Origin of the sequence: Nocardiopsis protaetiae (assembly GCF_045446735.1) — a bacterium.
In the GTDB taxonomy this organism is placed as follows: domain Bacteria; phylum Actinomycetota; class Actinomycetes; order Streptosporangiales; family Streptosporangiaceae; genus Nocardiopsis; species Nocardiopsis protaetiae.
In genome coordinates, this window is the sequence record NZ_JBJJBV010000009.1 from 1 (window position 1) to 25,448 (window position 25,448).

The 25,448-nt window shown below is 73.4% G+C and carries 21 protein-coding genes and 3 tRNA genes; 11 read left to right on the forward strand and 13 right to left on the reverse strand.

Features of this window, described 5'->3' with window-relative positions:
* The 3 genes from ACJOT3_RS02450 to ACJOT3_RS02460 all read left to right on the forward strand — a co-directional run.
* Positions 1 to 1,436: hypothetical protein (locus tag ACJOT3_RS02450; protein ID WP_406968262.1), on the forward strand; the 1,436-nt coding region annotated here is incomplete at its 5' end.
* Complete coding sequence (locus ACJOT3_RS02455) at positions 1,429 to 3,099, forward strand: hypothetical protein (protein WP_406968264.1); 1,671 nt, start codon at positions 1,429 to 1,431, stop codon at positions 3,097 to 3,099. The genes ACJOT3_RS02450 and ACJOT3_RS02455, both read left to right, overlap by 8 nt.
* Positions 3,096 to 5,048, forward strand: coding sequence for a dynamin family protein (locus ACJOT3_RS02460; protein WP_406968266.1), 1,953 nt, complete (start codon positions 3,096 to 3,098; stop codon positions 5,046 to 5,048). The genes ACJOT3_RS02455 and ACJOT3_RS02460 overlap by 4 nt, the downstream gene beginning before the upstream one ends.
* Positions 5,049 to 5,111: 63 nt before the next feature.
* Here ACJOT3_RS02460 and ACJOT3_RS02465 read toward each other — a convergent pair whose 3' ends face one another.
* Positions 5,112 to 5,954: a hypothetical protein gene (locus ACJOT3_RS02465; RefSeq protein WP_406968268.1), complete on the reverse strand. Its 843-nt coding sequence runs from the start codon at positions 5,952 to 5,954 to the stop codon at positions 5,112 to 5,114.
* A complete protein-coding gene (locus ACJOT3_RS02470; RefSeq protein WP_406968270.1) occupies positions 5,951 to 6,700 on the reverse strand; it encodes a Crp/Fnr family transcriptional regulator in 750 nt (249 codons plus the stop codon). The genes ACJOT3_RS02465 and ACJOT3_RS02470 overlap by 4 nt, the downstream gene beginning before the upstream one ends.
* 199 nt (positions 6,701 to 6,899) lie before the next feature.
* On the opposite strand from ACJOT3_RS02470, the gene ACJOT3_RS02475 reads away from it, so the two are divergent.
* Entirely contained in the window at positions 6,900 to 8,300 is a 1,401-nt protein-coding gene (locus ACJOT3_RS02475) for a phage exclusion protein Lit family protein (RefSeq protein ID WP_406968272.1), read from the forward strand.
* Positions 8,297 to 8,680 (forward strand): hypothetical protein, encoded by a 384-nt coding sequence (locus tag ACJOT3_RS02480; protein WP_406968274.1) that lies wholly within the window; start codon positions 8,297 to 8,299, stop codon positions 8,678 to 8,680. The genes ACJOT3_RS02475 and ACJOT3_RS02480 overlap by 4 nt, the downstream gene beginning before the upstream one ends.
* Positions 8,681 to 8,773: 93 nt before the next feature.
* On the opposite strand, the gene ACJOT3_RS02485 is transcribed toward ACJOT3_RS02480, so the two are convergent.
* The 7 genes from ACJOT3_RS02485 to ACJOT3_RS02515 form a co-directional block, all read right to left on the reverse strand.
* Entirely contained in the window at positions 8,774 to 8,959 is a 186-nt protein-coding gene (locus tag ACJOT3_RS02485; protein ID WP_406968276.1) for a hypothetical protein, read from the reverse strand.
* Positions 8,960 to 9,314: 355 nt separating this feature from the next.
* A complete protein-coding gene (locus ACJOT3_RS02490) occupies positions 9,315 to 10,202 on the reverse strand; it encodes an MBL fold metallo-hydrolase (protein ID WP_406968278.1) in 888 nt (295 codons plus the stop codon).
* A gap of 192 nt (positions 10,203 to 10,394) precedes the next feature.
* Positions 10,395 to 11,060 carry a TetR/AcrR family transcriptional regulator gene (locus ACJOT3_RS02495; RefSeq protein ID WP_406968280.1) on the reverse strand — a complete coding sequence of 222 codons (666 nt, stop codon included), beginning with the start codon at positions 11,058 to 11,060 and terminating at the stop codon, positions 10,395 to 10,397.
* 9 nt (positions 11,061 to 11,069) lie between these two features.
* Positions 11,070 to 12,185, reverse strand: coding sequence for an FAD-dependent monooxygenase (locus tag ACJOT3_RS02500; protein WP_406968282.1), 1,116 nt, complete (start codon positions 12,183 to 12,185; stop codon positions 11,070 to 11,072).
* Positions 12,186 to 12,849: 664 nt separating this feature from the next.
* Positions 12,850 to 12,923 (reverse strand) — tRNA-Val (locus ACJOT3_RS02505).
* Between the two features lie 15 nt (positions 12,924 to 12,938).
* Positions 12,939 to 13,009 (reverse strand) — tRNA-Cys (locus ACJOT3_RS02510).
* Between the two features lie 41 nt (positions 13,010 to 13,050).
* A tRNA-Gly gene (locus tag ACJOT3_RS02515) sits at positions 13,051 to 13,123 on the reverse strand.
* Positions 13,124 to 13,347: 224 nt separating this feature from the next.
* On the opposite strand from ACJOT3_RS02515, the gene ACJOT3_RS02520 reads away from it, so the two are divergent.
* Complete coding sequence (locus tag ACJOT3_RS02520) at positions 13,348 to 14,490, forward strand: molybdopterin molybdotransferase MoeA (RefSeq protein ID WP_406968284.1); 1,143 nt, start codon at positions 13,348 to 13,350, stop codon at positions 14,488 to 14,490.
* Between the two features lie 52 nt (positions 14,491 to 14,542).
* On the opposite strand, the gene ACJOT3_RS02525 is transcribed toward ACJOT3_RS02520, so the two are convergent.
* Positions 14,543 to 16,159, reverse strand: coding sequence for an MFS transporter (locus tag ACJOT3_RS02525; protein ID WP_406968286.1), 1,617 nt, complete (start codon positions 16,157 to 16,159; stop codon positions 14,543 to 14,545).
* A gap of 193 nt (positions 16,160 to 16,352) precedes the next feature.
* On the opposite strand from ACJOT3_RS02525, the gene ACJOT3_RS02530 reads away from it, so the two are divergent.
* The 3 genes from ACJOT3_RS02530 to ACJOT3_RS02540 all read left to right on the forward strand — a co-directional run bounded on the left by ACJOT3_RS02530 (position 16,353) and on the right by ACJOT3_RS02540 (position 18,765).
* On the forward strand, positions 16,353 to 16,904 hold the full coding sequence (locus ACJOT3_RS02530) for a TetR/AcrR family transcriptional regulator (protein WP_406968288.1): 552 nt from the start codon (positions 16,353 to 16,355) through the stop codon (positions 16,902 to 16,904).
* A 235-nt stretch (positions 16,905 to 17,139) separates the two neighbouring features.
* A complete protein-coding gene (gene manA, locus ACJOT3_RS02535; RefSeq protein WP_406968354.1) occupies positions 17,140 to 18,330 on the forward strand; it encodes a mannose-6-phosphate isomerase, class I in 1,191 nt (396 codons plus the stop codon).
* Positions 18,331 to 18,390: 60 nt separating this feature from the next.
* The gene (locus ACJOT3_RS02540) at positions 18,391 to 18,765 is read left to right on the forward strand and encodes an FKBP-type peptidyl-prolyl cis-trans isomerase (protein ID WP_406968290.1); all 375 of its coding nucleotides are present in this window, start codon (positions 18,391 to 18,393) and stop codon (positions 18,763 to 18,765) included.
* A 106-nt stretch (positions 18,766 to 18,871) separates the two neighbouring features.
* Here the strand turns inward: ACJOT3_RS02540 and ACJOT3_RS02545 are convergent, their stop codons facing one another.
* Positions 18,872 to 20,047, reverse strand: coding sequence for an acyl-CoA dehydrogenase family protein (locus tag ACJOT3_RS02545; RefSeq protein WP_406968292.1), 1,176 nt, complete (start codon positions 20,045 to 20,047; stop codon positions 18,872 to 18,874).
* 197 nt (positions 20,048 to 20,244) lie between these two features.
* On the opposite strand from ACJOT3_RS02545, the gene ACJOT3_RS02550 reads away from it, so the two are divergent.
* Complete coding sequence (locus ACJOT3_RS02550; protein WP_406968294.1) at positions 20,245 to 20,886, forward strand: TetR/AcrR family transcriptional regulator; 642 nt, start codon at positions 20,245 to 20,247, stop codon at positions 20,884 to 20,886.
* A 36-nt stretch (positions 20,887 to 20,922) separates the two neighbouring features.
* Here the strand turns inward: ACJOT3_RS02550 and ACJOT3_RS02555 are convergent, their stop codons facing one another.
* Both ACJOT3_RS02555 and ACJOT3_RS02560 read right to left on the reverse strand, forming a co-directional pair.
* A complete protein-coding gene (locus ACJOT3_RS02555; protein WP_406968296.1) occupies positions 20,923 to 22,587 on the reverse strand; it encodes a hypothetical protein in 1,665 nt (554 codons plus the stop codon).
* On the reverse strand, positions 22,572 to 23,348 hold the full coding sequence (locus ACJOT3_RS02560; protein ID WP_406968298.1) for an ABC transporter ATP-binding protein: 777 nt from the start codon (positions 23,346 to 23,348) through the stop codon (positions 22,572 to 22,574). Before ACJOT3_RS02560 ends, ACJOT3_RS02555 begins: the two co-directional genes overlap by 16 nt.
* 771 nt (positions 23,349 to 24,119) lie before the next feature.
* Here ACJOT3_RS02560 and ACJOT3_RS02565 point away from each other — a divergent pair.
* Entirely contained in the window at positions 24,120 to 25,415 is a 1,296-nt protein-coding gene (locus tag ACJOT3_RS02565) for a sensor histidine kinase (RefSeq protein WP_406968300.1), read from the forward strand.
* Positions 25,416 to 25,448 lie beyond the last annotated feature (33 nt).

Consider the following 25,448-nt stretch of genomic DNA (forward strand, 5'->3'; position numbering starts at 1 on the left):
ACCACGGCTACGCGGGCCTGACCCGCGCGGCGATCGCCGAGGCCGACGCGGCCGTCATCGTGAGCCAGCAGAGCCACATCCTGCCCGCGAGCCAGGTCGAGTTCCTCACCGAGGAACTCGACGAGGGCCTGCGCGCCCGCTGCGCGTTCGTGGTGACCCGGGCCGACGAGGTCGAACCGGAGGAGCTCGCCGAGCTGGACGCCGCCGCCCGCGACCGCATCGCCGATCAGCTGGGCATCGAACCCGACCTCGCCTGGTCCGCCCCCCTGCACGTCGTCCGCACCCTGCGCCCGGAGCAGGCGCACACCGCGGACCGGCTCTGGACGGACCGGTTCGAGCGCACCCGGCGCTGGCTGCGCCGGGTCGCCGAACTGCGCCGCCCCGCCGCCGTCACGGACACCGCCCTGAAGGTCGTCGCCGGGGTCCTGGACGAGCTGGAGAACGACCTGGGGGAGTACCGCACCGGACTGGAGCGCCGCCGCGGCGAGTTGGCGCAGGCCACCCCCACCGACATGAACGAGCTGCTGTTCCAGCAGATCAGGACCGGGCTCGACTCCCTGGCCATCGAACGCACGGACCTGCGGACGGACCTGGCCGGGGATGCCGAGCGCACCATCGCCGAGATCAGGGAGCTGATGCACGAAGCCGTGGCCGGATGCTCCAACGGCTCCCAGGTCAAGCAGGTCCTCGACGACGTGGTCTCCCCTGAGGTGAACACCCGGTTGCAGCGGTTCCTCGGCGAAGGCGGCGCCCGCGTGGACGAACGGGTGACCGGTCGGCTGGACACGGCCCTGGGCGACCTCAAGGCCTCCTTCGACCTCGCCTTCGACGTCCTGCGCCGGATCGGCCCCTCCGAGCCGCTCCTGCCCGGTGCCCGCCGAACCGATCCGCTGCCGAGTACGCAGCACCGCGACCTGGGGACCGCGGAGGACTTCCTCGCGGCGGACCGCCGCCGCGACATGGCGTCCTTCGGCGGCGGGGCCGGGGCGGGGGCGCTGATCGGCTCGTTCCTGTTCCCCGGCGTCGGCACCGTGGTGGGCGGCATCATCGGAGGCGTCCTGGGCGGGGCCCTGTTCGCCCGGGACATGCGGACGGTCCGCGCGGAGGCGGTCCAGCGGGCCATGGTCCCCGCCGAGACGGCCGTCACCTCCGTCGCCGACCGCCTGCTCGACCTCGTCGACGACCTCACCGACCAGGCGGGGGAGGAACTGCGCTCCCGCGCCGACTGGTACCGCGACACCTACGCCGACGCCGTCGATGAACTGCACCGTGCCCACCGGGCCGAGCAGCACTCCCTGCGCGACCGCGCCCGGTCACTGGCCGAAGGCCAGGCGGCGGCGTCCGAACACGCCGCCGGGGTCAGGGAGGACCGCACCCGGCTGAGGCACACCACCGTTCTCACCACCACCGACCCCTTCGGAGGTTTCGATGACTGAGATGGCCGAGCCGTCAACGCCAGCCCTGTTCCGGGACCACCTGACCGAGGCCCGCGCCCTCGCCGAACAGGCCGGGGCGGACACCGCGCTCCTGGACGAACTCTCCGACATCGCGGCGCACGCCGACCGCGCCGCGGTGCGCATCGCCGTGGCCCGGGGGCCGGTGCGTGAGCGGGCCCGCCTCCTCGAAGCGCTCGCCGGACACCCGGTGCTGCCGCCCGGCTTCTCCGCCGACCTGCCGGTGCTGGTGTCACCCGCCGCCGGAGACGTCTGGGAGGTCCGCACCGACCTCGGATGGGAGGTCAGGGAGGGACCGTCCGCTCTCGACGACCGGGGGGTCGACGCCGTCCGGGTGGGTTCGCCGGACCTGCCCGGGGGCGTCGAGTTCCTCCTCGCCCCCGAGGACGGCGGAGCCCCGCACAGCGCCGACGCCGTCCTGCTGCCCGTCGCCGCCACCGCGGCCTTCACCCTGTCCGACCGGACCTTCCTCCGGGAACTGCTGGACCGCGGGCTCGCGCCCGACCGAGTCCTCCTCGCCCTTGTCCACACCGGGCGGGTGGACGAGGAGGAACGGGACGACGTCGTACAGTACGTCCGCGAACGCGCCCGCGAACTGTCGCCGGAACTGGGCCTGGCCGTCGCCCCGCCCACCGGCGACGGCCTCGCGGACACGCTCCGGGCCTGGCTGGCCGGGACCGTCGGCGCCGACCCCGGCGGCGCCCGCGCCCGCCACGTCGCACACCGTCTGGCCTCCTGCCTGGACCGGATCGGCGAACGCGCGGCGGAGGGGGAGCGGGAGGCCGAGGCGGAGGGACGGCGCCTGGCCGAGGCCGCCGCTGCCGCCCGGATCGAACACGAGGACCGCCTCACCGGATTCGATCTGCTCCGCGAGGACGTGCGCACCCGGCGCAACACCATGTTCGAGCGCCTGCACGACGACCGGGACCGCAAACGGCGGCAACTGGTCTCCGACCTGCTCCACGACCTGGACCGCAACACCAACCCCCAGCGGTGGTGGACCCGCGACCTCCCGCACCGGGTCGAGCGGAGCCTCGCCCTCTGGAACGAACAGATCCGTCTCAAGCTCCAGCCCGGCGCCGCCCAGGACCTCAGGGAGACGGACGAGGCCCTGCACTCCGCCTTCGGCCTGCGCCTGCGGGTGCCCGACCACCCCCAGGCCGGATACACGAAGGTCGAGGTGTCCGTTCCCGACGCCGACGACCTCACCGACCTGGCCCGGCGCCGTGTCGTCTACCGGGTGGCGCCGTCCGGCGCCGCCCTGGCGGCGGCGCTCCTCGTGCCCGGCTTCGGCCCGGCCCTGGTCCTGGCGGCCTCGGTGATCGGCACCACCCTCGGGGAGGTGCGGTTGCGCACCCTCGCGCAGGAGCAGCGCCAGACGGTCCGCGGACAGCTGCCCGCGCTGGTGAACACCGAGTTCGACGCCTGCGCGGACGCCGCCTGGAGCGAGCTGGAACAGCTCTACCGCTTCCTGGAGGACGAGGTGGGTCGATCACGCGAGGAATGGAACCGCCGGGGCCACCCGCTCCCGGCAGCCGCCGCGTCCGGACCGGACTGGTCCGACATCGCGGTCAGGACCAGGGAACTGACAGCCGGGGTTCTCGCACAGGCGGGGCCCGTGGAGACGAGGGGAGCGGGGAATTGACCCGGAGCACATCAGTGATCAGCGGATACGAGGCCTTCCAGGAGATGAGGGGAGAGCTCCTCGACATGGTCGACGGGCTCGCCGGGGTGGTCGGCGGACTCGACCAGGCCACCCTGGCCGCCTCCGTCGGCGACCTGCGCGACCGGATCGCCCGCGACGATTTCTCGGTGATCGTCATGGGGGAGTTCAACGCGGGCAAGAGCACCACCGTCAACGCCCTGCTCGGGCAGAAGGTGCTGCCGGCCAAGGGCAAGCCCACCACGGCCGTGCTCACCGTCGTCACCTGGGGCGAGGGGCCCGCCGTCACCCTCCACCCGCTCGACCCCGGACAACCGGAGCTGTCGATCGAGCCCGCCCGGCTCGTGGACCACATCACCATCGACGCCGAGGGGGCCTCCCACCGCTGGGGGCGCGCCGAGGTCCGATGGCCGCTCGCACTGTGCCGGAACAACGTCCGGATCATCGACTCGCCCGGCCTCAACGAGGACGAGGAGCGGTCCCGGATCACCCTGGAGCACACCGCCGGAGCCGACGCCGTCGTGTTCGTGGTCAGCGCGCTCCGGGCCCTGTCGCAGAGCGAACGCGAGGTCATCGACCGCAACCTGCACATGTTCGACCAGGCCAACCTCTACCTGTTGGTCAACCGGATCAACCAGGTCGACGAGGACGACGTCGAGGAGGTCCGCGCCGACCTGCTGAGCCGGGCCCGCGAGTACTGGGGGCTGGGGGAGGACCGGGTGCTCTTCGTGGACTCCAAGAGCGCCCTCACCGCCCGCGTCACGGGCGACCCGCGGCGGGTGGAGTCCTCCGGTCTGCCCGCCTTCGAACGGAGCCTGGAGCGCTTCCTCACCGAGCAGCGCGGCCGGGTCAAGGTCGTCGGGGCCGCGGTGGACATCCGGGAACTGGCCGCCACGGCCCGCGACACCATCGACGACCTGAGCACCCTCATGGACCGGGACCTGGAACTGCTCGACGAGGAGTACCAGCGCCAGCAACTCCCCCTCGACCGCCTGTGGAGGGAACGCGGCGCCATCGACCGAATCCTCCGCAACCACCTGGACGCCACCCACCTCCAGGTGGAGGAGTCGGCCAAGCGGATGCTGGCGGCCACCGCCGACTCCTGCGTCGAGTGGGCGGCCGCGGAACAGCACCGGAACCGCGTCGGCCTCAAGTTCTGGAAGGCCCGAGCGGACGCCAAGGCCCTGGCGGAGGAGGTGGTGACCACCCTCAGCGACAGCATCATGCGGCACGTCGAGGAGTGGCGCGACGGGGAACTGACGGAACTGCTCGAAGCGCGCGCCACGGACCTGGAGGAACAGCTCGGGCGGCGGCTCGTCGTCTTCGCGGAGAACCTGGAGGAGATCCGCACCTCCCTGCTCAACGTCGGCGACGTCGACGGTCGGGAACACCTGCCCTCCCGGGCGTCCCAGATCACCGGTGCCGGAATCGGCCTGCTGCTCAACCCCGGTGCGCTCCTGGTCGGCTCCCAGCTCGGGGTCAAGGAGATGGTCAAGACCCTGATCCCGCAGTTGGCCGTCGCCTTCGGCCTGAGCCTGCTCGGCTTCGGCCCCGCCGTGCTCCTCGCCGCGGTCGTCAGCACCGGCTTCCTCAACACCCTCTTCAAAATGGACAAGCTCAACGAGCGGATCGTGCGGGCCGCCGCGGAGGCGGTCGCGGAGCAACTGCGCGACTCGACCCCCGAACTGGCGGCCAAGCTCGCCGACAACGTGCACACCGCACTGGACGCGCACCGGCAGCGGATCGACCGCGAGCTCGCCGACTCCATCACCCAGGTGCGCGACAAGGTGCAGTACGCGCTCCAGCAGCGGGACGGGGCCAAGGAGGTCGCGGACAAGCGCCGGCAGCGGCTCGCCGGGTACCGGCGCTCCCTCGACGCCATCCAGCGCCGCGCGGCCAAGGCGGTGGAGGAGCGGGCACTGGCGCGGTGAGCGGCGGCGACCGGCCCGGCCCCGCCGGTCGCCGACCCCGGCCACACAGCGGTCCCCGGTCCCTCACCCGGCCTCGGTGACCGCCTCGGACCCGGACCCGCCGTCCGGTCCGTCGGTGCCGTCGACGTCCGCTTCCCCGTCCGCACCGGTACCGGAGGGATCGGAGGAATCGGAGGAGAGGGCATGGTCCAGAACGAAGCCCATGGCGGCGGCGCCGGCGGCGGCCCCCGCCCCGCGCACCATCCCGTCGGTCAGGGAGGCGCCCAGCCCGCGTATCCGCCGCCCGCGTCCGGGCCGGTCCGGCGGCGCGACCGGAGCCGTCTCCGGCAGGCCGATCCAGGCGTCACCGGAGAGCCGCTCCGGCCGCAGCTTCACCGGCACCCGGGTGAACCCCTCCGGGTCCAGCCCCGGGTAGTCGCCCTGTTCCACCAGGTCCCGGTACAGGTGGTGGGGGAGGATCACCCCCACGTCGCTCCCCGGGTTCCCGGTCAGGGCGGCGCGCAGCGGACCGCTGTCGCACAGCCGGCACACCTCCAGCACACCGTCACCGGTCCACCCCGTCGCCCCGCGGTGGGTGATGCCCTGGCCGATGGCTACCCGCAACCGCATGCGCAGGGAGGACATCACCCGCAGGTTGCCCCGGCCCACGGCGCCGCCCAGGGCCGTGTACAGCCGGGACACCGCCAGCGGCTCGTCCAGCTTCTGCGGCAGCAGGACCAGCAGCCCGTCTCCCTGCTCCTGCACGTCGACCCGCCGCAAGGGGACCTCCGCGGCGGTCACCGCCTCCTCCACCACCGAGCGCAGCCGCTTCTGCAGGGAGAGCTGCTCGGTGTTGCGGCGGGTGCTGTACGACTCGATGTCCGCCATCAGGCAGACGCGCCGCTCCCCGGGCGGCAGGGCGCTCACGGCCTGCGCCTTGCGGACTCGGGGGCCGTCTCCTCCGCCAGCGCCGCCAGCCGGTCCGTGTCCGTGATGACCAGCGAGCGGTACCGGGTGAGCAGCACCCCGGAGGAGCGGAGCACGCCCAGCGCCCGCCGGACACTCTGCTCGGTGGCGCCCACCAGGGCGGACAGGTCGGCCTGGCTGAGCGGGACGGAGATGGACAGTCCCTCCTCGGTGCGGCGGCCGCAGTACCGGCCCAGCCGGTCCAGCACCCGGACCAGCCGCAGCATCACCGGCGCCCCGGAGCTGTCCGTCCGGTGCCCGATGGCCTCGCGCAACTTGGCGTTGACGCTGTGCTGCACGGCGGTGCCGACCCCGGGGCGGTCGCGCAGGAAGGCCCGGAGTGTTCCGCCGCCGATGGTCCGCACCCGGGTGGGGGCGGCCGCCTCCACCGTGGCGGACCGGGGCCGCCCGTCCAGGACCGAGAGCTCGCCCACGATGTCGCCCGCCATGCGGACCGCCAGCAGGGTGGTGTGGCCGTCGGCGCTCCCGCCCAGCACCTTCACACAGCCGTCGAGGATCAGGTGCGCGTCGTGCCCGGCCTCGCCGAGCCGCATCAGCACCGTGCCCCGCTCGAAGCGGCGCGGTGTGCCCAGGAGCAGCAGGGCCTCCCGGTCGTCCGGGGGCAGCGAGGCCACCAGGCTGCGCGGATGCCAGGTCGTCTCGCGCGCCGTGCGCGCCGGGGTCGCCGCGATGTCGGGGGATCGCACCGCTGAATGGTTCACCATGACAGCCGCCAGGGGTCGGGGGTTTCGACGGACTCCGTCAACGCAGCGGGAGGCCCCGAGAGGGGCGCGGACGGGGGAGAAGAGGGTGGGGGACCGCCTCGAAGTTTAGCCGGAACGCCCCGGAATATCGGGGAAAAAGGGAAACCCGCGGTGAACCGCGGGGCGAAGGGAGGAGATGTACGTGGACGACGGGCACACCCCTGAACAGGATGACGGGGAAGGCGAGGAGGAACCGCTGGGGAGCGGCATCCCGGCGAGGGGCGAGATGGAGGAACTCCGGGCCGAACTGCGCAAGCAGGGCGTTGAGCCCGAAGACTTCATGAACTCCGAGGCCGTCCCGGTATGGGAGGCGCATCTGGAACACTTCGACGCCGATCTCGTCGAGACGTACCGGGTCGCCGGGGACGCCGTCGCCCTCTCACTCACGGAACTGGGATTCGGCGGCCCCTCGCTGGACCGCATGGAGATCCGGCCGATGCCCAGGCACACCATCGCCGCCATCTCCGCGACCCGCGGGGACGGCGCACCGCTGATCCTGCTCTCCCACACACTCCTCGCGATGCTGCTGCTGTACTCGCGGCACCTGGCCGCCGCCTCCTGGGCCGAGGAGGGCCCGGTGCGCGGGGCGTTCGCCGCCGCCGTCAGGCACCTGCGCGGCGTCTCCGGCATCGACGGGGAACTGCTCGCCTCCTCACTGCGGTTCGCCGCGCTCCACCTGCGCCTCAAGTGGGGGCCCGTCGTCCCGCACCTGCTCTTGGAGGAGCACTGCGAAGGCCACGCGAACCTCCAGGCGACCCACGCGCTGCGCTTCGTCCTCGCCCACGAGGTGGCGCACACCGTACTCGGACACGTGCCGGCCGCGGGGGCCGCCTCCCCGCACAGCGAGCCGGAGCGGGAGAGGGAGGCGGACCGGCTGGCGCTGCGCGCGGTGATGCACGCGCAGCGGCGCGAGAACCTCGGCGGCAGGCTGCACGCCCTTCTCGGGGCGCTCGCCGCCGTGACGGTCATCGACTTCGACGAGAGGGCCCTCTTCGTGCACCGGGGCGCCAGCCACCCCCCGGCGCGGCGGCGCATCGCGGACCTGATGGCGGGCCTGCCCGCCGGTCAGGCCTCGGTGCTCCAGAGGTACACGCACCACCTCCTCGACGTCACCGCCCGTGCGTCCGACTTCTCGCCGGGGGCGGACGCCGTGTCCGTGGAGACCGCGATCACCGATCCGCGGAACCTCCAGCACCCGCTCACCGACCGTTACCGGGACGACCTCCTGGAGAAGGCCGAGATCCAGACGACCGCCCCGGCCGAGCAGATCCGCCGCATCCGGCGGTGGGACCTGCGGCACGGGACCGACCTCACCCCGGGCGCCGAGGCCGTCCTGGCCGGCGACGTCGACAGGGGGCTGCTCCTGTGGGGGGTGCGGGAGGATCACGTCGCCCCGATGACGGACCCGGCCCTGCCGCTGCCGTTCGCCCGCCTCCTCACCTGCGTCCACAAGGCCATGGGAGAGGGGCCGCTGGAACCGGCGCTGCGCGCCGCGACACTGACCGCACACCAGCTGACGTCCACGGAACAGGAGGGCGCATGACCGCCCACGGAGAAGCGCAGTTCGCCCGGTTCGAGGCGATGGACGAGGAGGAGTTGTTCGAGGAGCTCGGCAGGATCCTGCTGGGCTCCGGCCCGGGGCTGACCCCGGAGGACGACAGTGAGGCCGCCGAGTACGGGCGGCGCTGGTTCCGGGCCCACTACGCCCGGATCCAGCGGAGCGTGTGCCGTCACCCCCGGGTGCGCGCCGTCGTCAGCGACAGCCCGGCGGACGCCTTCATCGACGTGACCACGATCACCGGGATCCTGTCCGGGGGCCTCGTCTCCGACCCGACCCAGGCCGCGCTGCTCGCGGTCCTCATCACCCGCCTGGGCCTGAGCACCTTCTGCGCGGGTGTGCTCCCCGACGACCCCGCCGGCTGATCCGCGCCTGCGGGCGGCATGCACGACGGTGGCCCTTCACATCCGACGTGAGGGGCCACCGTTGTCTGCGCGGTGTGGCGGGGCCGGTGGGTCTCATGTGTTGTTCCTGCGTTGCTCTGCGGGGTCGTGGACGTCTCCGACGCGGTAGTAGCGCCAGCCGTTGAAGGGATCGGGGAACCGGTCCACGACGCCTTCCAGGCGTCCGGTGCGCGCCCGGGTGCGCAGGGCGGAGGTGTGCACGCCCAGCACTTCGGCGGCGTCCACCGGGGCCATGTACATGTCCGGGGCGGTCGGGCGGTCGGGAGGTCGGTCGCAGCGGCCTCCCGCGGGCGCCGTTGCCGTCGGTCTCCGAGCGCGGTCCGCGTGAGGCGTGCTCTTGCCGGGGCTGTTGTGGCTGTTCGGTCACATCCGTGCACCCAGGGTCGGGTCGCGCCCCTCGACCCCGTGACCTTCTCCGCCTCGGAGCGGGCGGCGCTGGTGGCCTCCTCGGCCGACGGCGACCGCTGATCGGTCGGCGCCCGGGTGCGGCCCGCCGCCCCTGACCTCACGGCCGACCGTCTTCGCTACGGTCGGCCGTTGCCGTGGAACGGCGGCGGAACCACCGAACCGCGGCCGGTTCACCTGGAAGCGCCGATCAGGGCCGGAACGGGTCGGTGCGCCGACCCAGCACCGGCAGCGCCAGGTCCACGCCCACCGCCCCAGCCCGCCGGGACAGGAACCCGAGGGTCGTCCCGAGATCGTCGACCAGCGCGGGCAGCGGCCGCGGCGGGCGGTCCAGCGACACGGTGAAGTCGTCCCAGTGGATCGGCACCACCCGCCGGGCGCCGGTGCGCTCCACCACGTGGTGCCAGTAGTCCTCCCGGAAGCCGTGGTCCTGCTTGCCGAGCGCCCCGACCCCCAGGTAGACCGTGTCCGCGCGGTACCCGTCCAGCGCGCCGGGCACCCAGTTGGCGCTGGCGTGCACCAGCAGCTCCCCGTCGGGGTGGGCCACGTGCAGCGAGTAGCAGTCACCCGTCCGGAACTCGCCCACCCGGCCCGCCCCCAATGGCCGGTCGATCTCACCGGGCGCGATATCGCCGGGGCTGTGCCCGGCCGCCAGCGCGGTCAGCGTGAACGCGCCGAACCGCACCGGCTCCCCGACGACGGCCACGTCGAACCCCTCGGGTGCGAACCCCTGCCCCGCCGCGACGTTCCGGGTGGACTCCGAACCGATCAGCCGCGCCCCCGTGAGCTGGGCCACCAGGGGCGCGTCCAGCGCGTGGTCGAAGTGCGAGTGGACCACGAACACCGCGTCCAGCCGGTCGATCCCGAACCGCTCCAGCGCACCCCGCACCCGCCGCCGGTCGGGGGAGAGCCGCCCCAGCGCGAGCCGAAGTTTCCCGGGACGGCTGAAGAAACCATCGGTCAGCACCGCGTTCACCCCGTCGGTGACCAGAAGCGTGGACACCCCCAGGAACACCACCCGCACCCGCCCCGGAACGTCGTCGGCCGCGGGCTCGCGCAGTCCTGCCCAATCCCGCATCGAAGGCCGCCCGAGCACGCCCATCCCGCACCTCGTTTCCGCACCGGAGATCCGCCCGCCCAGTCTGCCGAACACCTCCCGCCGCGAGAAGACCCGCCGGGTGGACGGAGCCCTCCGGCAGAGACGGCGAAGACGACCCCGCGAGGCGGCCTCAGGGGCCTCGCGGACGATCATGGGCGGGACAGGACGCCCTCAGCGGGACGGGGCATGTCGGGCTTCGTCGACATTCCGCTCACCGGTGACCGGGGCGCCGTCGCCGAGGGCGGTGGCCCGCACGCCGGCGAGCACGGTCGCGCTCACCCGGTGCGCGTCGGCGCGGGTGAACGTGCGGGCACCGCGGCTGACGAACAGCTGGACGGGCCCGGTGAGCATCGCGGCGAGGAAGTCGAGGTCGACCGCGGGCAGCTCGCCGCGGTCGACCGCGGCCTGGAGGCGGGTTCGCAGGCTCGCCAGCCGCCGGTCGAACACCTCGTCGACGATGGCCCGGAGCTCGGGGTTCTCCCGCGCCGAGGCCACCGCGTTCAGCAGCGTCCGGCCCTGCGTGCTCGCGGTGGCGGCGGCGAGGGCTTCGAGGAAATCGACGAGGTCGGCGTCGATGTCGCCTGAATCGTGCAGGGGCGCGGCGTCGGCGCCGAAGGTGGCGAGCGCGTCGGCGACCAGCGCGTTGCGGTCGGGCCAGTTGCGGTAGACGGTGGTCTTGTTGACCTCGGCCAGCTCGGCGACCTGGTCGTAGCGCAGCCCGCCGATCCCGTCGCGGGCGATCAGCTCGGTGGCGGCCTCGAGAATCCGGCGCCGGACCCGGGCGGTGCGCCCGCCCGGGCGGCGGGCCGGTTCTCGTGTGTGTCGGTCCTCGGCCATGGCCGCAGCCTACAGCGGTTGCGCGGCACGCAGCCTTGCGTTGCGCGCCTCGATGTCCTCCCAGGTGGCGGGGACCACGAGGTCGGCCCCGCCGCGCGCGAACTCCTGGGCCGCCGTCGCGTAGGGGCGCTGGCGCTGCTCGTAGGCGCCGAAGGCCGCCTCGATGTCATCGCCGTGACGATCAAGCTCCTCGGCGAGCGCCCACGCCCCGAGCAGCGCCAGCGAGGTGCCGCGCCCGGCCATCGGGGTCGCGCAGTGCGCGGCGTCCCCGATCAGCACGGCCCGTCCCCGGTGCCAGGCCGGCATGTGGATCTGGGCCATCGTGTCGAAGTAGAGCTCGGGATCGCGCCGGGCGGCCTCGATCAGCTCGGGGACCTTCCAGTCCTCGATCCCGGCGAAGGCCTCGGCCAGGATGCGCTTCTGGGCGGCCTGGTCGTGGTAGTCGTAGTCGATCGGGTCGGACCGGAACTCGAAGAGCGCCAGCGCCCTGTCGCGGTAGCGGGCCACACCCGCGAAGCGCCCCGGCAGGTTGAGGATCTCCGTCACCCGGGTGCCGCCGGGTGCCGCCTGGCCGGGCACGTCCGCGAGCGCGACGTACACGCCGAGGGGCTCGCTGAACTCCTTCTCCGGGCCGAAGACCAGCCGGCGCACCGCCGAGTGGACCCCGTCGGCGCCGACGACGATGTCGTAGTCGGCCCGGCGGCCGGAGGCGAAGGTGACCGCGACCCGGGCCCCATGGTCGACCAGCGTCGCGATGGACTCCTCGAAACGCAGGTCGACCTGCTCGGGCAGGGCCTGCCGCAGGATGACCATGAGGTCCTCGCGGGGAAGCTCGATGTCGTCGGAGGTCTCGTTGATCTCCTGCATCACCAGGGAGGCGACCACCGCGCCGGACCGGTCGACGAACTTCGTCTGCTCGGTCATCGTGATCCGCCGCTCGCGCACCGCGTCCAGGATGCCCATGCCGCGCGCGGTCTCGATGGCGTCGCCGCGCACGTCGATGGGGGAGCCGTTGACGCGCAGGTGGTTCGCCCGCTCCACGATCTCCACCGTGTGCCCGGCGCGCGCCAGATCGATGCCCGCACACAGCCCGGCCGCTCCGGCACCGCTGATCAGGATCTTCATCGTGTCTCCCTTGGAGTCTCTGTGCCAACACACCAGCTATGGCAACAATAGGTTGCTTTAGTGCCCTATAGCAACAATCAGTTGCCTTAGTGTCGGTGGAAGAGTCTCCGAGCAGGCTGTGACCCGATGGCGACAAGGGGCGCAAGGTGTCGGGGCGGCCGGCGTCCACGAGCACGTCACCCCGGCTGTACGGCAACAGGTGCGGAGCATGCGGAATCCCTGTGGCGGGCCGGGGGACACGGTCTCGGCGCAGTTCGCGGCGGTTCCATCACCGGCGGAGCGCCACCGTCCGAACATGAAGAACGGGCCCCTACAGGAGCCCGCGTGAATGCCCGCTCGCGGGCGCAGCCCGCTTCACGGTGGAAGATCCCCGCCGCTGCCGGTTCCGCTCCACGTGGCCTTGGCCGCAGGGGGGCACCTCGGGGGTTCGGGGGTTTCCCCCGGTAAACACGACGAAGACGACCCTGCGAGGTGGCCGAAGGCCCCCGAGCAGAGTCGTCCCGAGTCGAGATGTAAGAGTCCCCACCGCCTCCGGTTCGGCTCCACGTGGCCTTGGCCGTAGGGGGTCGCCTTGGGGGGTTCGGGGGTTTCCCCCCGGTAAACACGACGAAGACGACCCTGCGAGGTGGCCGAAGGCCCCCGAGCAGAGTCGTCCCGAGTCGAGTGGGCGATACAGGATTCGAACCTGTGACCTCTACCGTGTCAAGGTAGCGCTCTAACCAACTGAGCTAACCGCCCGCGTGAAGCGATGTGAGGTGGAGACGGGATTCGAACCCGTGTAGACGGCTTTGCAGGCCGCTGCCTCGCCTCTCGGCCACTCCACCGAGTTGCACGCAAGCGCCTGAGCACTTCCGCGTCTCCTCCGAGCGGACGACGGGATTCGAACCCGCGACCCTCACCTTGGCAAGGTGATGCTCTACCAGCTGAGCCACGTCCGCTTGCTGACCGGCTGGCCTTGTTTCCTCGGCCGTTGCCCTGTCGCTGGTTAGAACTTTAGCGGAAAGTCGTCAGACGGCAAATCGGGTTTCGGCGGGGCCCGGCCCACACGCTGGGAGGAGACGGAAACGCCGTCGTCACGGCCCCGGGTGGACAATGGTGGCCAGGCCGCTACGACGGGGAGGGCGACGCCATGGGCGGGTGCGGGTCGGACCGCGAGGGGCCGATGGGCTGGCCGGCGGCCCGGGACCGGGCGCGCCGGGCGGGGGAGCGGTCGCCCGTGGCGGTGCGGGAGGTTCCACTGACCGAGGCGCCGGGTGCGGTGCTGGGCGCGGATGTGCGTGCGCTGACGGGGGTTCCGGCGTTCGACGCGTCCGCGATGGACGGTTTCGCGGTGGCGGGTCCGGGCCCGTGGGAGCTGGTGGGCGCGGGGCTGGCGGGTGCGCCGGTGGCCGTGGAGGGGTTGGCGCCGGGCGAGGCGGTGGAGATCGCCACGGGTGCGCGGGTGCCCAAGGGGACCGAGGCGGTCCTGCCCTATGAGCTGGCCGAACGCTGTGACGATCGGGTGTCGGGCCCGGCGTCGGCGGGGCGGCATGTGCGCTGGGCGGGGGAGGAGACCGCCCCCGGTGAGACGGTGCTCACCCGGGGCCGCACGGTGGGCCCGGCGGTGCTGGGCCTGGCGGCCTCGCTGGGCCACGAGACCCTGCCGGTGCTGGCCCCCCGGGTCGAGGCGCTGGTCACGGGCGCGGAGGTCACCACGTCGGGGCTGTCCGGCGAGGGTTTCGTGCGTGATGCGATCGGCCCGATGCTGCCGGGCCTGGTGGCGTGGGCGGGCGGCCGGGTGGGTCGGGTGCGCCACCTGGGTGATGAACGTGACACGTTGGCGGCGGCGATCGCCGGTTCCGACGCCGACGTGCTCGTGGTGTGCGGTTCCTCCTCCAAGGGCCCCGCCGACCACCTGCGCGGGGTGCTGGCCGACCTGGACGCGGAGGTCCTGGTGGACGGGGTGGCCTGCCGCCCCGGGCACCCGCAGCTGCTGGCGCGCCGGGGCCGCACCGCGGTCGTCGGCCTGCCGGGGAACCCGGGGGCGGCCCTGGTGGCGGCCCTCACGCTGGTCGTTCCGCTGCTGTGCGCGATGGCCGGCCGCCCCGACCCCGCGCGGGATCCGGACCCGGTGCCGGTGGCCGGGGAGGTGGCCGCCCACCCCCGCGACACCCGGCTGGTCGCCGTCCGCCTGGAGGGCGGCCGGGCCGTCCCGGTGGGCCACGACCGCCCGGCCAGCCTGCGCGGCGCCGCCCTGGCCGACGCCTACGCCGTGATCCCGCCCGACTGGCGGGGCGGTGCCGCCGAACTGCTGCGCCTGCCCTGAACACGGGACGGGCCCCGCAGGGAGAACCCTGCGGGGCCTGTCGGGGTCCGGGTCAGCCGACCCGCTCCTCCTCGCGCCGTCCGGCGAGCACCGGCGGCGCCGGCGGCTCGACCGCCGGGTTGCCCCGGCCGCGCAGCAGCAGCCACGCCTGGACGGCCGCCGCCACCACGATGGCCACGGCGATCGCGCTGGTCATGTGCATTCCGCTGGTGAACGCGGTGCGCGCGGCCTCCATCAGCGCCGCCCCGGGCGCCCCGCCCAGCTCGGCGGCGGCGTGTGCGGCGCCGCCCAGGGTCTCGCGGGCGGCGTCCACCGCACCGTCGGGCACGTCCTGGGGCCCGGTCAGGTGCGAGCGGTAGAACACGGTCAGCGCGCTGCCCAGCACGGCCACGCCCAGGGCCGCGCCCAGTTCGTAGGCCGTCTCGGAGATGGCCGAGGCCGCACCGGCGCGCTCGGGCGGGGCCGCCGACATGATGGCGCCGTTGGTGAGCGTCTCGGCGAACCCGGCGCCGGCCGCGATCAGCGCGAACCCGGTGGTCACCACCGTCACGCCGAGCGTGGCGTCGTTGACCGGCGCGATGACCAGCACCGCGAACCCGGCGGCGGTCACCAGCAGGGAGCCGCCGATCACGGTGGCCAGGCTCAGCCGCCGCGACAGCCGCACCGCCACCAGTCCGGCCAGCACCGACAGGGTCAGCCCCGGGATCAGGACGATCCCGGCGCGCATCGGCGAGATCCCCAGGACCAGCTGCAGGTACTGGGTCAGGAAGAACAGGGACGACACCAGCGAGAAGACGATCATCAGGTTGGTGACCACCGCCACGCTGAACACGCGGTCGCGGAACAGGTCCACGTCGATGAGCGGGTCGTCCAGCTTCTTCTGCCGGCGCACGAACAGGTAGCCCAGGGCCAGGCCGATCACCAGCGAGGCGATCGGGGCCACGGACAGGCCCTCGGTCGCGAGCTTCTTGACGCCGTACACGGCGGGCAGCATCGCGGCCAGGGACAGCACCACGCTGATCGGGTCCAGGCGGCCGGCGGCGGGGTTGCTCGACTCGCGCACCAGCAGCGGCACCAGGATCAGGATCAGCACCATCACCGGCAGGTTGATGAGGAACACCGAGCCCCAGAAGAAGTGCTCCAGCAGCCAGCCGCCCAGGATCGGGCCGAGCGCGGCGCCGCCGGAGAACCCGGAGGCCCACAGGGCGATGGCCAGCAGCCGCTGCCGCGCGTCCAGGAAGATGTTGCGCAGCAGGGACAGGGTCGAGGGCATCAGCGAGGCGCCGGCGACGCCCAGCAGGGCGCGGGCGGCGATGAGGATCTCGGGGGTCGGCGCGAAGGCGGCCAGCAGCGAGGCGGCGCCGAACGCGGCCGAGCCGATCATCAGCAGTCGGCGGCGGCCGATGCGGTCACCGAGCGAGCCCATGGTGATCAGCAGTCCGGCCAGGATGAAGCCGTAGACGTCGATGATCCACAGCAGCTGGCCCGCGGTGGGCGCCAGCTGTTCGCTCAGTGCGGGCACGGCGAAGCCGAGCACGGTCGAGTCGACCGAGATCAGGATCACGGGCAGGACCAGGACGGCCAGTGCGGTCCACTCGCGGGGACCGGCCAGTGCGGGGCTGCCGTTGCGTGCGCGGTCGTGGCCGTTCCCGGCCTTGACGGAAGTCATCTCTCCTCGTTCACGTGTCGCTGTTCTCGCGCCTGCGGCGGTGGCCGGGGCGCGGGTCCGGCGGGATGGCGGGCTCCGGGCCGAACGGGTGGGACGGGAAGCGCTGTCGACCGTCCGGTGCGCCGGGCGCACCTCGCGGGATTCTTCAACCGTCCAGACGGTACAGTACCGTCCGGCCGGTACAGTGTCAATCGTGAACGCTTCCAATACCCGCGACCGCATCCTTGACGCCCTCCAGGAGATCCTCGTCCAAGAGGGCTACTCGTCGGTGACACTGGAGGCGGTGGCCCGCGCCGCCTCCGTCTCCAAGGGCGGCCTGCTGTACCACTTCCCCTCCAAGGCCGCCATGCTCACCGGCCTCATCGAGCGCCTGTCCGCCCTGGCCGAGGAGGAGTTCCGCGAGGCGGCGGAGGGCGAGGAGGGCGTGGTCCGCGTCTTCCTGCGCACCTCGCTGCCGCAGAGCTCGGAGGAGCGCGAGCTCTACTGGGCGATCATCGCCGCGCTGCGCGGCCAGGACGACATGCCCCCGGAGGCCTTCGCGCACGTCCAGGACCTGTTCGACCGCTGGCGCAGGCTGCTCCACGAGGAGCTGGAGGACCCGGTGCTGGCCGAGATCATCCTGCGCGCCGGGGACGGGCTGTACCTGTCGGACATCGTCGGGCTGCCCTCCGCCGACCCCGCGCTGCGCCAGGGCATGATCGACCGCCTGGTGGCCGAGTCCGACCGGGTCCGCCGCGGGCGCTGAACCGCCGGGACGGCTGTCCATGTGTCCGGGATCATGATTTACTTCCCAGTAACTTCATTGTCGCCGCCGGGACCCGGGGCCACCGGGTGCCCGTGCACACCGTGAGGTGATGCGTGCACCACCCCGGGAAGTGGGGCGTGCCGGGTCGACGGGGCGGGCTCCGTTGGCGAGACTGGCCCCACCTCGCCGGAGCGTCCACGAGGTGAGAACACGCAGACGGGAAAGCGGGGAGCGGATGCACAGGCTCACCAACCAGGTCCGACCGTACGCCTGGGGTGCGCGCACGGCCATCCCCCGGCTGCTGGGACTGGAACCGGACGGCACCCCCCAGGCGGAACTGTGGCTGGGCGCCCACCACGGCGCCCCCAGCACCGCCCGGTGCGAGCAGGGACCGGTCCCGCTGCCCGAGCTCATCGGCGCCGAACCCCACCGCGTCCTGGGCCCGGATGTCGTCGACCGCTTCGGGGTGCGCCTGCCGTTCCTGCTCAAGGTCCTGGCCGCCGACGAACCCCTCTCCCTCCAGGTGCACCCGAACGCCGACCGGGCCCGGACCGGGTTCGCCGCCGAGGAGGACCGGGGCATCCCGGTCGACGCCCCCCACCGCAACTACCGCGACCCCCACCACAAGCCGGAGCTGCTGCTGGCCCTGGAGCCCTTCGAGGCCCTGTGCGGCTTCCGCGAGCCGGCCGCCGCCCACCGCGACCTGCTGGACCTGTCCTGTGAGCTGGCCGCGCGACTGCGCGAGGACCTGTCCCGGGAGGACGACCGTACCGCGCTGCGGGCGGCGCTCACCCGCCTGCTCACCCTGGACGACGCCGACCGCGAACGGCTCATCGGCGAATTCGTGGACGAGTGGGCGCGGGTCCGCCCCCGCTGCGCCCACGCCGACATTATCGGCGACCTGGCCGCCCGCTACCCGGGCGACCCCGGAGCGGTGGCGTCGCTGCTGCTCAACCGGGTCACCCTGTGGCCGGGCCAGGCCCTCTTCCTGCCCGCGGGCAACCTGCACGCCTACCTCCAGGGCACGGCCGTGGAGGTGATGGCGGGTTCGGACAACGTGCTGCGGGCCGGGCTGACCCGCAAGCACGTGGACCCGGCCGAGCTGCTCGACGTGGTCGACTTCTCGGTCCTGCCCATCCCGTACTCCCTGCCGACCGTCCAGGACGGTCGGCGGCAGTTCCGCCCGGCCGCGCCGGAGTTCGCCCTGCACGAGATCGGTCCGGGCCGGGTCACCGCCCATCTGCCGGGGGAGGGGCCCTCCGTGGTGCTGGCCCTCAACGGCCGGGTCGAGCTGATCCCCGAGATCGGCCGCCGGATCGAGCTGCGCCGCGGCGAGTCGGTGTTCGTCCAGGCCGACAGCGGGCCGGTCAAGATCGAGGGGCACGGGCACGTCGTCGCCGCCACGGTCGGCGCCCTGCTGGACTGAGCTTTTCGGACCGATACGCTGGCCCTCTCTGTTCACTTGTGTCACAGAAGAGGTAGCACCATGGCTCTGGAGCGTCCGGAGATCGACCCCATCGACGGCCCGCCGCCGGCGGACCTGCAGATCACCGACATCACGGTGGGCGAGGGGCAGCAGGCCGGACACGGCAACACCGTCGACGTGCACTACGTGGGCGTGGCCTTCTCCAACGGCGAGGAGTTCGACGCCAGCTGGAACCGCGGTTCCGCGCTGAGCTTCACCCTGGGCGCCCGCCAGGTCATCCCGGGCTGGGACCAGGGCATCCTGGGCATGCGCGTCGGCGGCCGCCGCAAGCTGGTCATCCCGCCGCACCTGGCCTACGGCGAGCGCGGCGCGGGCGGCGCCATCGGCCCGAACGAGACCCTGATCTTCGTCTGCGACCTGGTCGGCGTCCGCTAGGACCGTCCACCGCCGAGACCGCCTACCGCCAGGACCGCCCACCGGTCCCCGGCGGCTCCGCATGTGAAGGGCCCGTGCCCGCACGGCACGGGCCCCGATCCCGCGGTCAGCCCAAGGTTGCGCCCACCTTGACGTGGCCCTTGAGCAGGTCGCGGGCGATCGTGCGGCGCTGGATCTCGTCGGTGCCCTCGAAGATGCGCAGCAGGCGCAGGTCGCGGTAGAACCGCTCGATGGGCAGCTCGCGCGTGTACCCCATGCCGCCGTGGATCTGGAGCACGCGGTCGACGATCTCGTTGGCCTTGACGCCGCCGAAGAGCTTGGCGATGGACTGCGCGTGGCGCGAGTCGCGGCCCGCGCCCACCTGCCAGGCGGCGTGCAGCACGAGCAGGCGCAGCGCCTCGATCTCCACCTGGGAGTCGGCGATCATCCACTGGATGGCCTGGCGGTCGGCGATCGGCGCGCCGAAGGTCTCCCGCGTTCTGGAGTGGTCGATGGCCATGGTCAGCAGCCGCTCGCAGCTGCCGATGGCGCGCGCGGGCAGCAGGTAGCGGCCCTTGCCGATCCACTGCATGGCCAGCGCGAACCCCTTGCCCTCCTCGCCCAGGATGTTCTCGTGCGGGACGCGCACGTCCTGGAAGACGAGCGCGGCCGGGCGGCGCTCGCCCATGGTGTCGATGGGCTCGGCGGTCCAGCCCATGTCGCGGTCCACCAGGAAGCAGGTAACGCCCCCGTTGGCGCCCTTCTCGGGGTCGGTGACCGCGAACACCATGGCGAAGTCGGCCTCGTAGCCGCCGGTGATGAAGGTCTTCTCGCCGTTGATGACCCACTCGTCGCCCTCGCGCACGGCGCGGGTGCGGATGGCCTTGGCGTCCGACCCGGCGCCCGGCTCGGTGATGGCGAAGCAGGAGCGCTTCTCACCGGCGATGGTGGGCAGCAGGTAGCGCTCCTTCTGCTCCTCGTTGCAGTGGTAGAGGATGTTGTCGGCCTCGCCGCCGAACTTGAAGGTCAGGAAGGTCCGGCCCAGCTCGATCTCGATGACCGCGGCGGTGACCGGGTCCAGGCCCATGCCGCCGTACTCCACCGGGGTCTCCACACCCCAGAAGTCGGACTTGCGGGCGAGGTCGCGCAGGCGGATGCGCTCCTCCCGGTTCAGGCCCGGGGGGTGCCCCTCGCGTTCGCGCCGCAGCACGTCGTTCTCCAGGGGCATCAGCTCCCGCTCGACGAAGGTCCGGACCCAGTCGCGGACGGCGCGCTGCTCTTCGCTCAACGAGAAATCGATCACGGCCTGCTCCCAATTAACCTAACAGTGTTCGGTTATGTGAGGGTACGACGATCCCCGCCGCCGGTGCAAGGGGGGAGGGGACCCCGCCGTAACGGACCCGCGCGACCCGGTACCGTGCGATGATCGGCCCCGGGCGCCGGAAGGGACCGGCGCCGGCAGACCGCAGAGCCGACAGAGCGCAGAGGGGACCTACGTCCGTGGCCCGACCCAAGACACCGATCCTGAGCCGCGAGGCCATCCGCCGCGCCGCGCTCGCGCTCATCGACCGGGACGGGCTCGACGGGCTGTCCATGCGCAAGCTCGCCGAGGAACTCGACGTGCGGGCCGCCTCCCTGTACAGCCACTACCGCACCAAGGAGGAGCTGCTCACCGCGATCGCCGAAGAGGTCACCCGGGACATCGAGGTCTCCGAGTTCGAGAGCGGCGACTGGCGCCGGGGCCTGACCGCCTGGGCGCGCTCCTACCGCAACGCCCTGATCGCCCACCCCAACCTGCTGCCGGTGATCGCCGCCGGCCCCGGCCGCCGGGAGGAGGCGCTGCGCCGAGCCGACGCCATCCACGGCGGCCTGGTGGGCGCGGGCTGGCCGCCCCGCTACGCCACCATGATCGGCGCCTCCACCCGGTACCTGGTCCTGGGGTCGGCCACCGGCTCCTTCGCCCGCGGCTTCGACGACGACGTGCGCGTCTACCGCGACCGCTACCCCAACCTGTCCCAGGCCCACCGGCTGGCCGAACACGCCGCCGAGATCGACGAGGACAGCTTCGACCTGGCCCTGTCGTCCTTCCTGGACGGCCTCGACGCCCTCTACGAGAAGGTCCGCACCGAGCCCCGGCCCTGAACCCGGGGCAGGGGCTCGGCCGGGGCCCGGCGGGGCTCAGGAGCCCGTGGGCTTCTTCTCCTCGTTGCCCGCGATGGCGGTGCGCTCCAGCAGGTCCAGCCACGAACCCCGCTGCGGCACCGCCTGGAGGGCGATCGCCTTGCCGTAGCGGATGCGGGTGAACGTCTCCGGCAGGCGGTCCGCCAGCCTGCGGTACGCGATCCGTCCCAGCCACCAGGCCGCCAGCGCGCCGTTGAGCACACCCACCGGCAGCGCCGCCCACGGCGTTCCGGCCAGGCCCAGGAACACCGCCGCCAGCACCGTCGGGGCCGACAGCAGCGGCAGGGCCCCCAGGGACAGCCACACCTGCACCTGGTTGTCGCCGGTGTCGTTGGCGTCCACCCGCAGCTGCGGGTCCACCCCCGGGGACAGGGCCACCACCGAGAACAGCAGGGACAGCCCCGCACCGACCCCGAACACCGCGGCCAGCCCGGTCAGGACGTACGGCCAGGTCCAGTGCTCGCCGGTGAACACGATGAACAGCACGCTCAGCGCCAGCGCGCCCGGCGCGCTCAGCAGCAGGATCGCGATCTGGCGGCCGCGCACGTCCGCACGGGCCGTGTCGGGCCCCTGGCCCACCACCGTCTGCCACACCGCCGTTCCGTCATGGCCGTACATGTTGGCGGTGGCCAGCACCATGATGAACGCGCAGATCACCCCCGAGAACGGCGCGAAGAACGCGAAGTGGTCGCTCGACCAGGTCAGCAGGCCGACGAACAGGCCCGCCCACAGGGTGGCGCGCACCTCCAGCCCCCGCCACGGGTCGCGCCACCACTGGCGCAGCTCCTTGCCGACCACCGCGCCCAGCGGGGTGTCGGGCAGCAGCGAACGGGACCGCCCGGAGAGGGGGCGGGCACCCAGAGGGCGCCTGGTGCGCCGCACCCCGCGCGCCGTCACCCGCGGCGCCAGCAGCACCGCGGTGACCGCCGCCAGGACCGCGGCCGTCAGGGCCGAGGCCGCCAGCCAGCCCAGGGCCGCGCCCCAGGCGCCCGACCCCGCCGCGTCCACCGCGTGCACCGGCCACGACGTGGGCAGCGCCGCCAGGACCGTGCCCGTCGTCCCCTCGCCCAGACCGTGTTCGCGCAGCTCCAGCGTGGCCGCCAGCGCGGGCTGCACCGCCATCCAGCCGAAGAAGATCAGGGCCAGGATCAGACCCCACTGCACCGAGGCGATCTCCATCCCCAGCCGGGAGAGCATCGCCGCGCCCAGGGCCCGGAACACCAGCCGGGACAGGGCGATCATCGAGATCCACAGCAGCAGCGCCGCCGGCACCGCCACCAGGGCCGCGCCCGCCGACAGCGTCGCGCCGTGCCACACCAGCGCCGCCGACGCGACCAGGGTCAGCGCCGGACCCAGGTCCACGAACGCCGTGACCAGCAGCAGCGCGCCCGTCCGGCGGCGGTCCAGCGGCAGCAGCGCGAAATACTGCGACCGCAGCGTCCCCGCACCGTTGGCGACCGTGGGGCCCAGTGCCCAGCCCACCGCCCACACGGCGAAGACCAGCGCGAACAGGTCCGAGCGGATCTGCGGACCCGGGGTGAACAGGGCGAAGTACCAGGTCAGTCCGACTCCCCACAGGGCCAGGATCAGGCCCAGGACACGCATCCCGGTGAAGGAGTGGCGCATCAGCGCCAGCTTCAGGCGGATCAGGACGACAGCCATGCCAGCTCCTCCTCCCCGACCTCGCGCGCGCCGACCAGCCGCACGAAGGTGTCCTCCAGCGTGGCGTCCGAACCGCGCACCTCCTCCAGGGAGCCGTCGAGCAGCATCCGGCCCCGGGCGATGATCGCCACCCGGTCGGCGAGCCGCTCCACCAGGGCCATCACGTGGCTGGAGACGACCACCGTGCCGCCGCCGTCGGTGAAACGGCGCAGGATCGCGGTGAGCACCCGCGCCGACACCGGGTCGACCGCCTCGTAGGGCTCGTCCAGTACCAGGACCCGGGGTGCGTGCAGCAGGGCCGTGGCCAGGCCGATCTTCTTGCGCATGCCGGTGGAGTACTCCGCGACCAGGACGCCCTTGCTGTCGGCCTCGTCCAGCTCCAGCACCCGCAGCAGCTCCTGGGCCCGCTCCCGGACCAGGTCGCGGCCCAGCCCGCGCAGCCCGCCCCAGTAGGTGAGCAGCTCGCCGCCGGTCAGCCGCTCGGGCAGGGACAGGCCGTCGGGGAGCACGCCGAGCAGGCGCTTGGCGGCCACCGGGTCGGACCACATGTCCACGCCCAGCACCCGGGCCGTGCCCGCGTCGGGGCGCAGCAGGCCGACCGCCATGGAGATCGAGGTGGTCTTGCCCGCGCCGTTGGGGCCCACCAGGCCCAGCAGGGATCCGCGGGGGACGGTCAGGGACACCCCGTCGGCGGCCTTCGTCTCGTTGAAGGTCTTGGTCAGCCCGACCAGTTCCAGGGCGGGCACATCATCGTTGGCCATGTCCCCGATCCTCCCGCCGCGCACCGGGGCGGCACATCGGCCGATCGGCCGCGTTCGCCCCCCACAGGGTCGGCCGATCGGCCGACATCCCTACGGGGCGCACCCACAAGATCGTCCTTTCGGCCGAGGCGCCGCCGCCCGCCCCCGGCTTAACTTGAAATCAACGCGGGATGTGCCGGTCCACGGCCCACCCGGGTCCGGACGGTTGTCCTCCCCGGTCGCAATGCCCGGGGCCGCCGACATGGGGCCCGGGCCCCGCCCGAGCCGCGCCGAGGTGTGCGGTCGGGCGCCGCGGATGGGCCGAGAAGATGGGGGAGACGTGATGGCGGGCAGCGGTGGCCGGTCGGGGGTGTGTGGGGCCTCGGACGGTTCGGGTGGCCGCGCGGTCCGGGGCAGCGCAGGTGGTCGGTGATGAACAGGCGGGGGGTGTGATGGCGGGTAGCGGTGGCCGGTCGGGGGTGTGTGGGGCCCCGGACGGTCCGGGGTGGCGGGCAGGTGGTCGGTGGTGAACAGATGGGGGGTGATGGTGGGCAGCGGTGACGGGCGAGGGGTGTGTGGGGCCTCGGACGGTCCGGGGCGGTGGGCAGGTGGCCGGTGGTGAACAGGCGGGGAGGCGTGATGGCGGGCGGCGATGACGGGCCGGTGGCGCGTGGTGCCTTCGCCAGGGCGAGCGGCGGGGGCGATGTCCCGGGCCGCCGAACGGGGCACCGCGACGGCGGAGAAGGGGAACCGGGCGGGGCGGGTCGGCAGCGGAGGGTGCCGTGGGGGACCGTGGTGGCCGTCGCGGCCGGGCTGGTGTGGGCGGCGCTGTACGCCCTGCTGTACCGGGCGGGGTACAACGCGTACGTTCCCGAGTGGCTGAGAGCCGTGGACGTGGCACTGGGGGCGGTGGCCGCGCTGGTGCTGATCGCACGGCCGCGGTATCCGCTGGCGTCGGCCGTGGCCATCGGGCTGATCTCGGCCGTGTCCTCGGCCTCGGTGGCGGCGCTGGTCATCGCGCTGATCGGGCTCACCGCGCGCCGCCCCTGGTGGCAGGCGGCCGCGGTGGCGGCGGGCACCCTGCTGGCCGGGCTGCCCTGGTTCCTGCTGCTGGTCCCCCGTGACCAGCTGTCCTTCGCGATCGTGGTCGTCGTGCTGCTGCTCCTGGGATGCCTGGGCTGGGGGCTGGCGCTCAAGTCCCGGATCCGGCTGATCGAGCGGCTGCGCCAGGACGTGCTGCGGGCCCGCGCCGACCGGGACCGCAGACTCGACGAGGCGCGGGCCGACGAGCGCCGCCGCATCGCCCGCGAGATGCACGACGTCCTCGCCCACCGGATGTCCCTGCTGTCGGTGCACGCCGGGGCGCTGGCCTACCGGGTCCGGCAGAGCGAGCAGGGGCAGGCCCCGCCGCCCACGGCCGAGGAGCTGGGCGCGGCCGTGGGCGTCATCCGCGACAACGCCCACCGGGCGCTGGAGGAGCTGGGCGGTGTCCTGGCGGTGCTGCGCGCCGCCGACACCGGGCCCGGGGAGAGCGGGCCGGAGGAGGAGCGCGGCGGTACCGCCCCGCCCCAGCCGACCCTCGCCGACCTGGACCGGTTGCTGCGCGAGGCCACCGACTCCGGGCAGCGGGTGAGCGCCCGCCTGGAACTGCCCGAGGGGGCGGCCCCCGCCGACCGGGTGGGCCGCAGCGCCTACCGGGTGGTGCAGGAGGGGCTGACCAACGCCCGCAAGCACGCCTCCGGGGCCCGGGTGGAGGTGGAGCTGCGCGGCGGCCCCGGGCTGGGGCTGGCGGTGTCCGTGCGCAACCCGCTGCCGGTGGGGGTGGCCGCGGCGGAGATCCCCGGAGCCGGCGCCGGGCTCACCGGCCTGGCCGAACGCGTCCGCCTCGACGACGGCACCCTGACCCACGGCCCCGACCGGGGGAACTTCCGCCTGGAAGCGGAACTCCCCTGGCCCGAGCCCCCCGCACCCCCGGGCCGGGGCGCCGCCGCCTCCAGCCAGGACGCCGCACCCTCGGTCCGGGGTGCGGCAGCGCCGGAGCGGGCAGTGGAGGGTTCGCGACCATCCGGGGTCGGGACGGCGGGGTAGTGGCTGCCCGCGTCCCGGCCGAGGGGTGAAGAG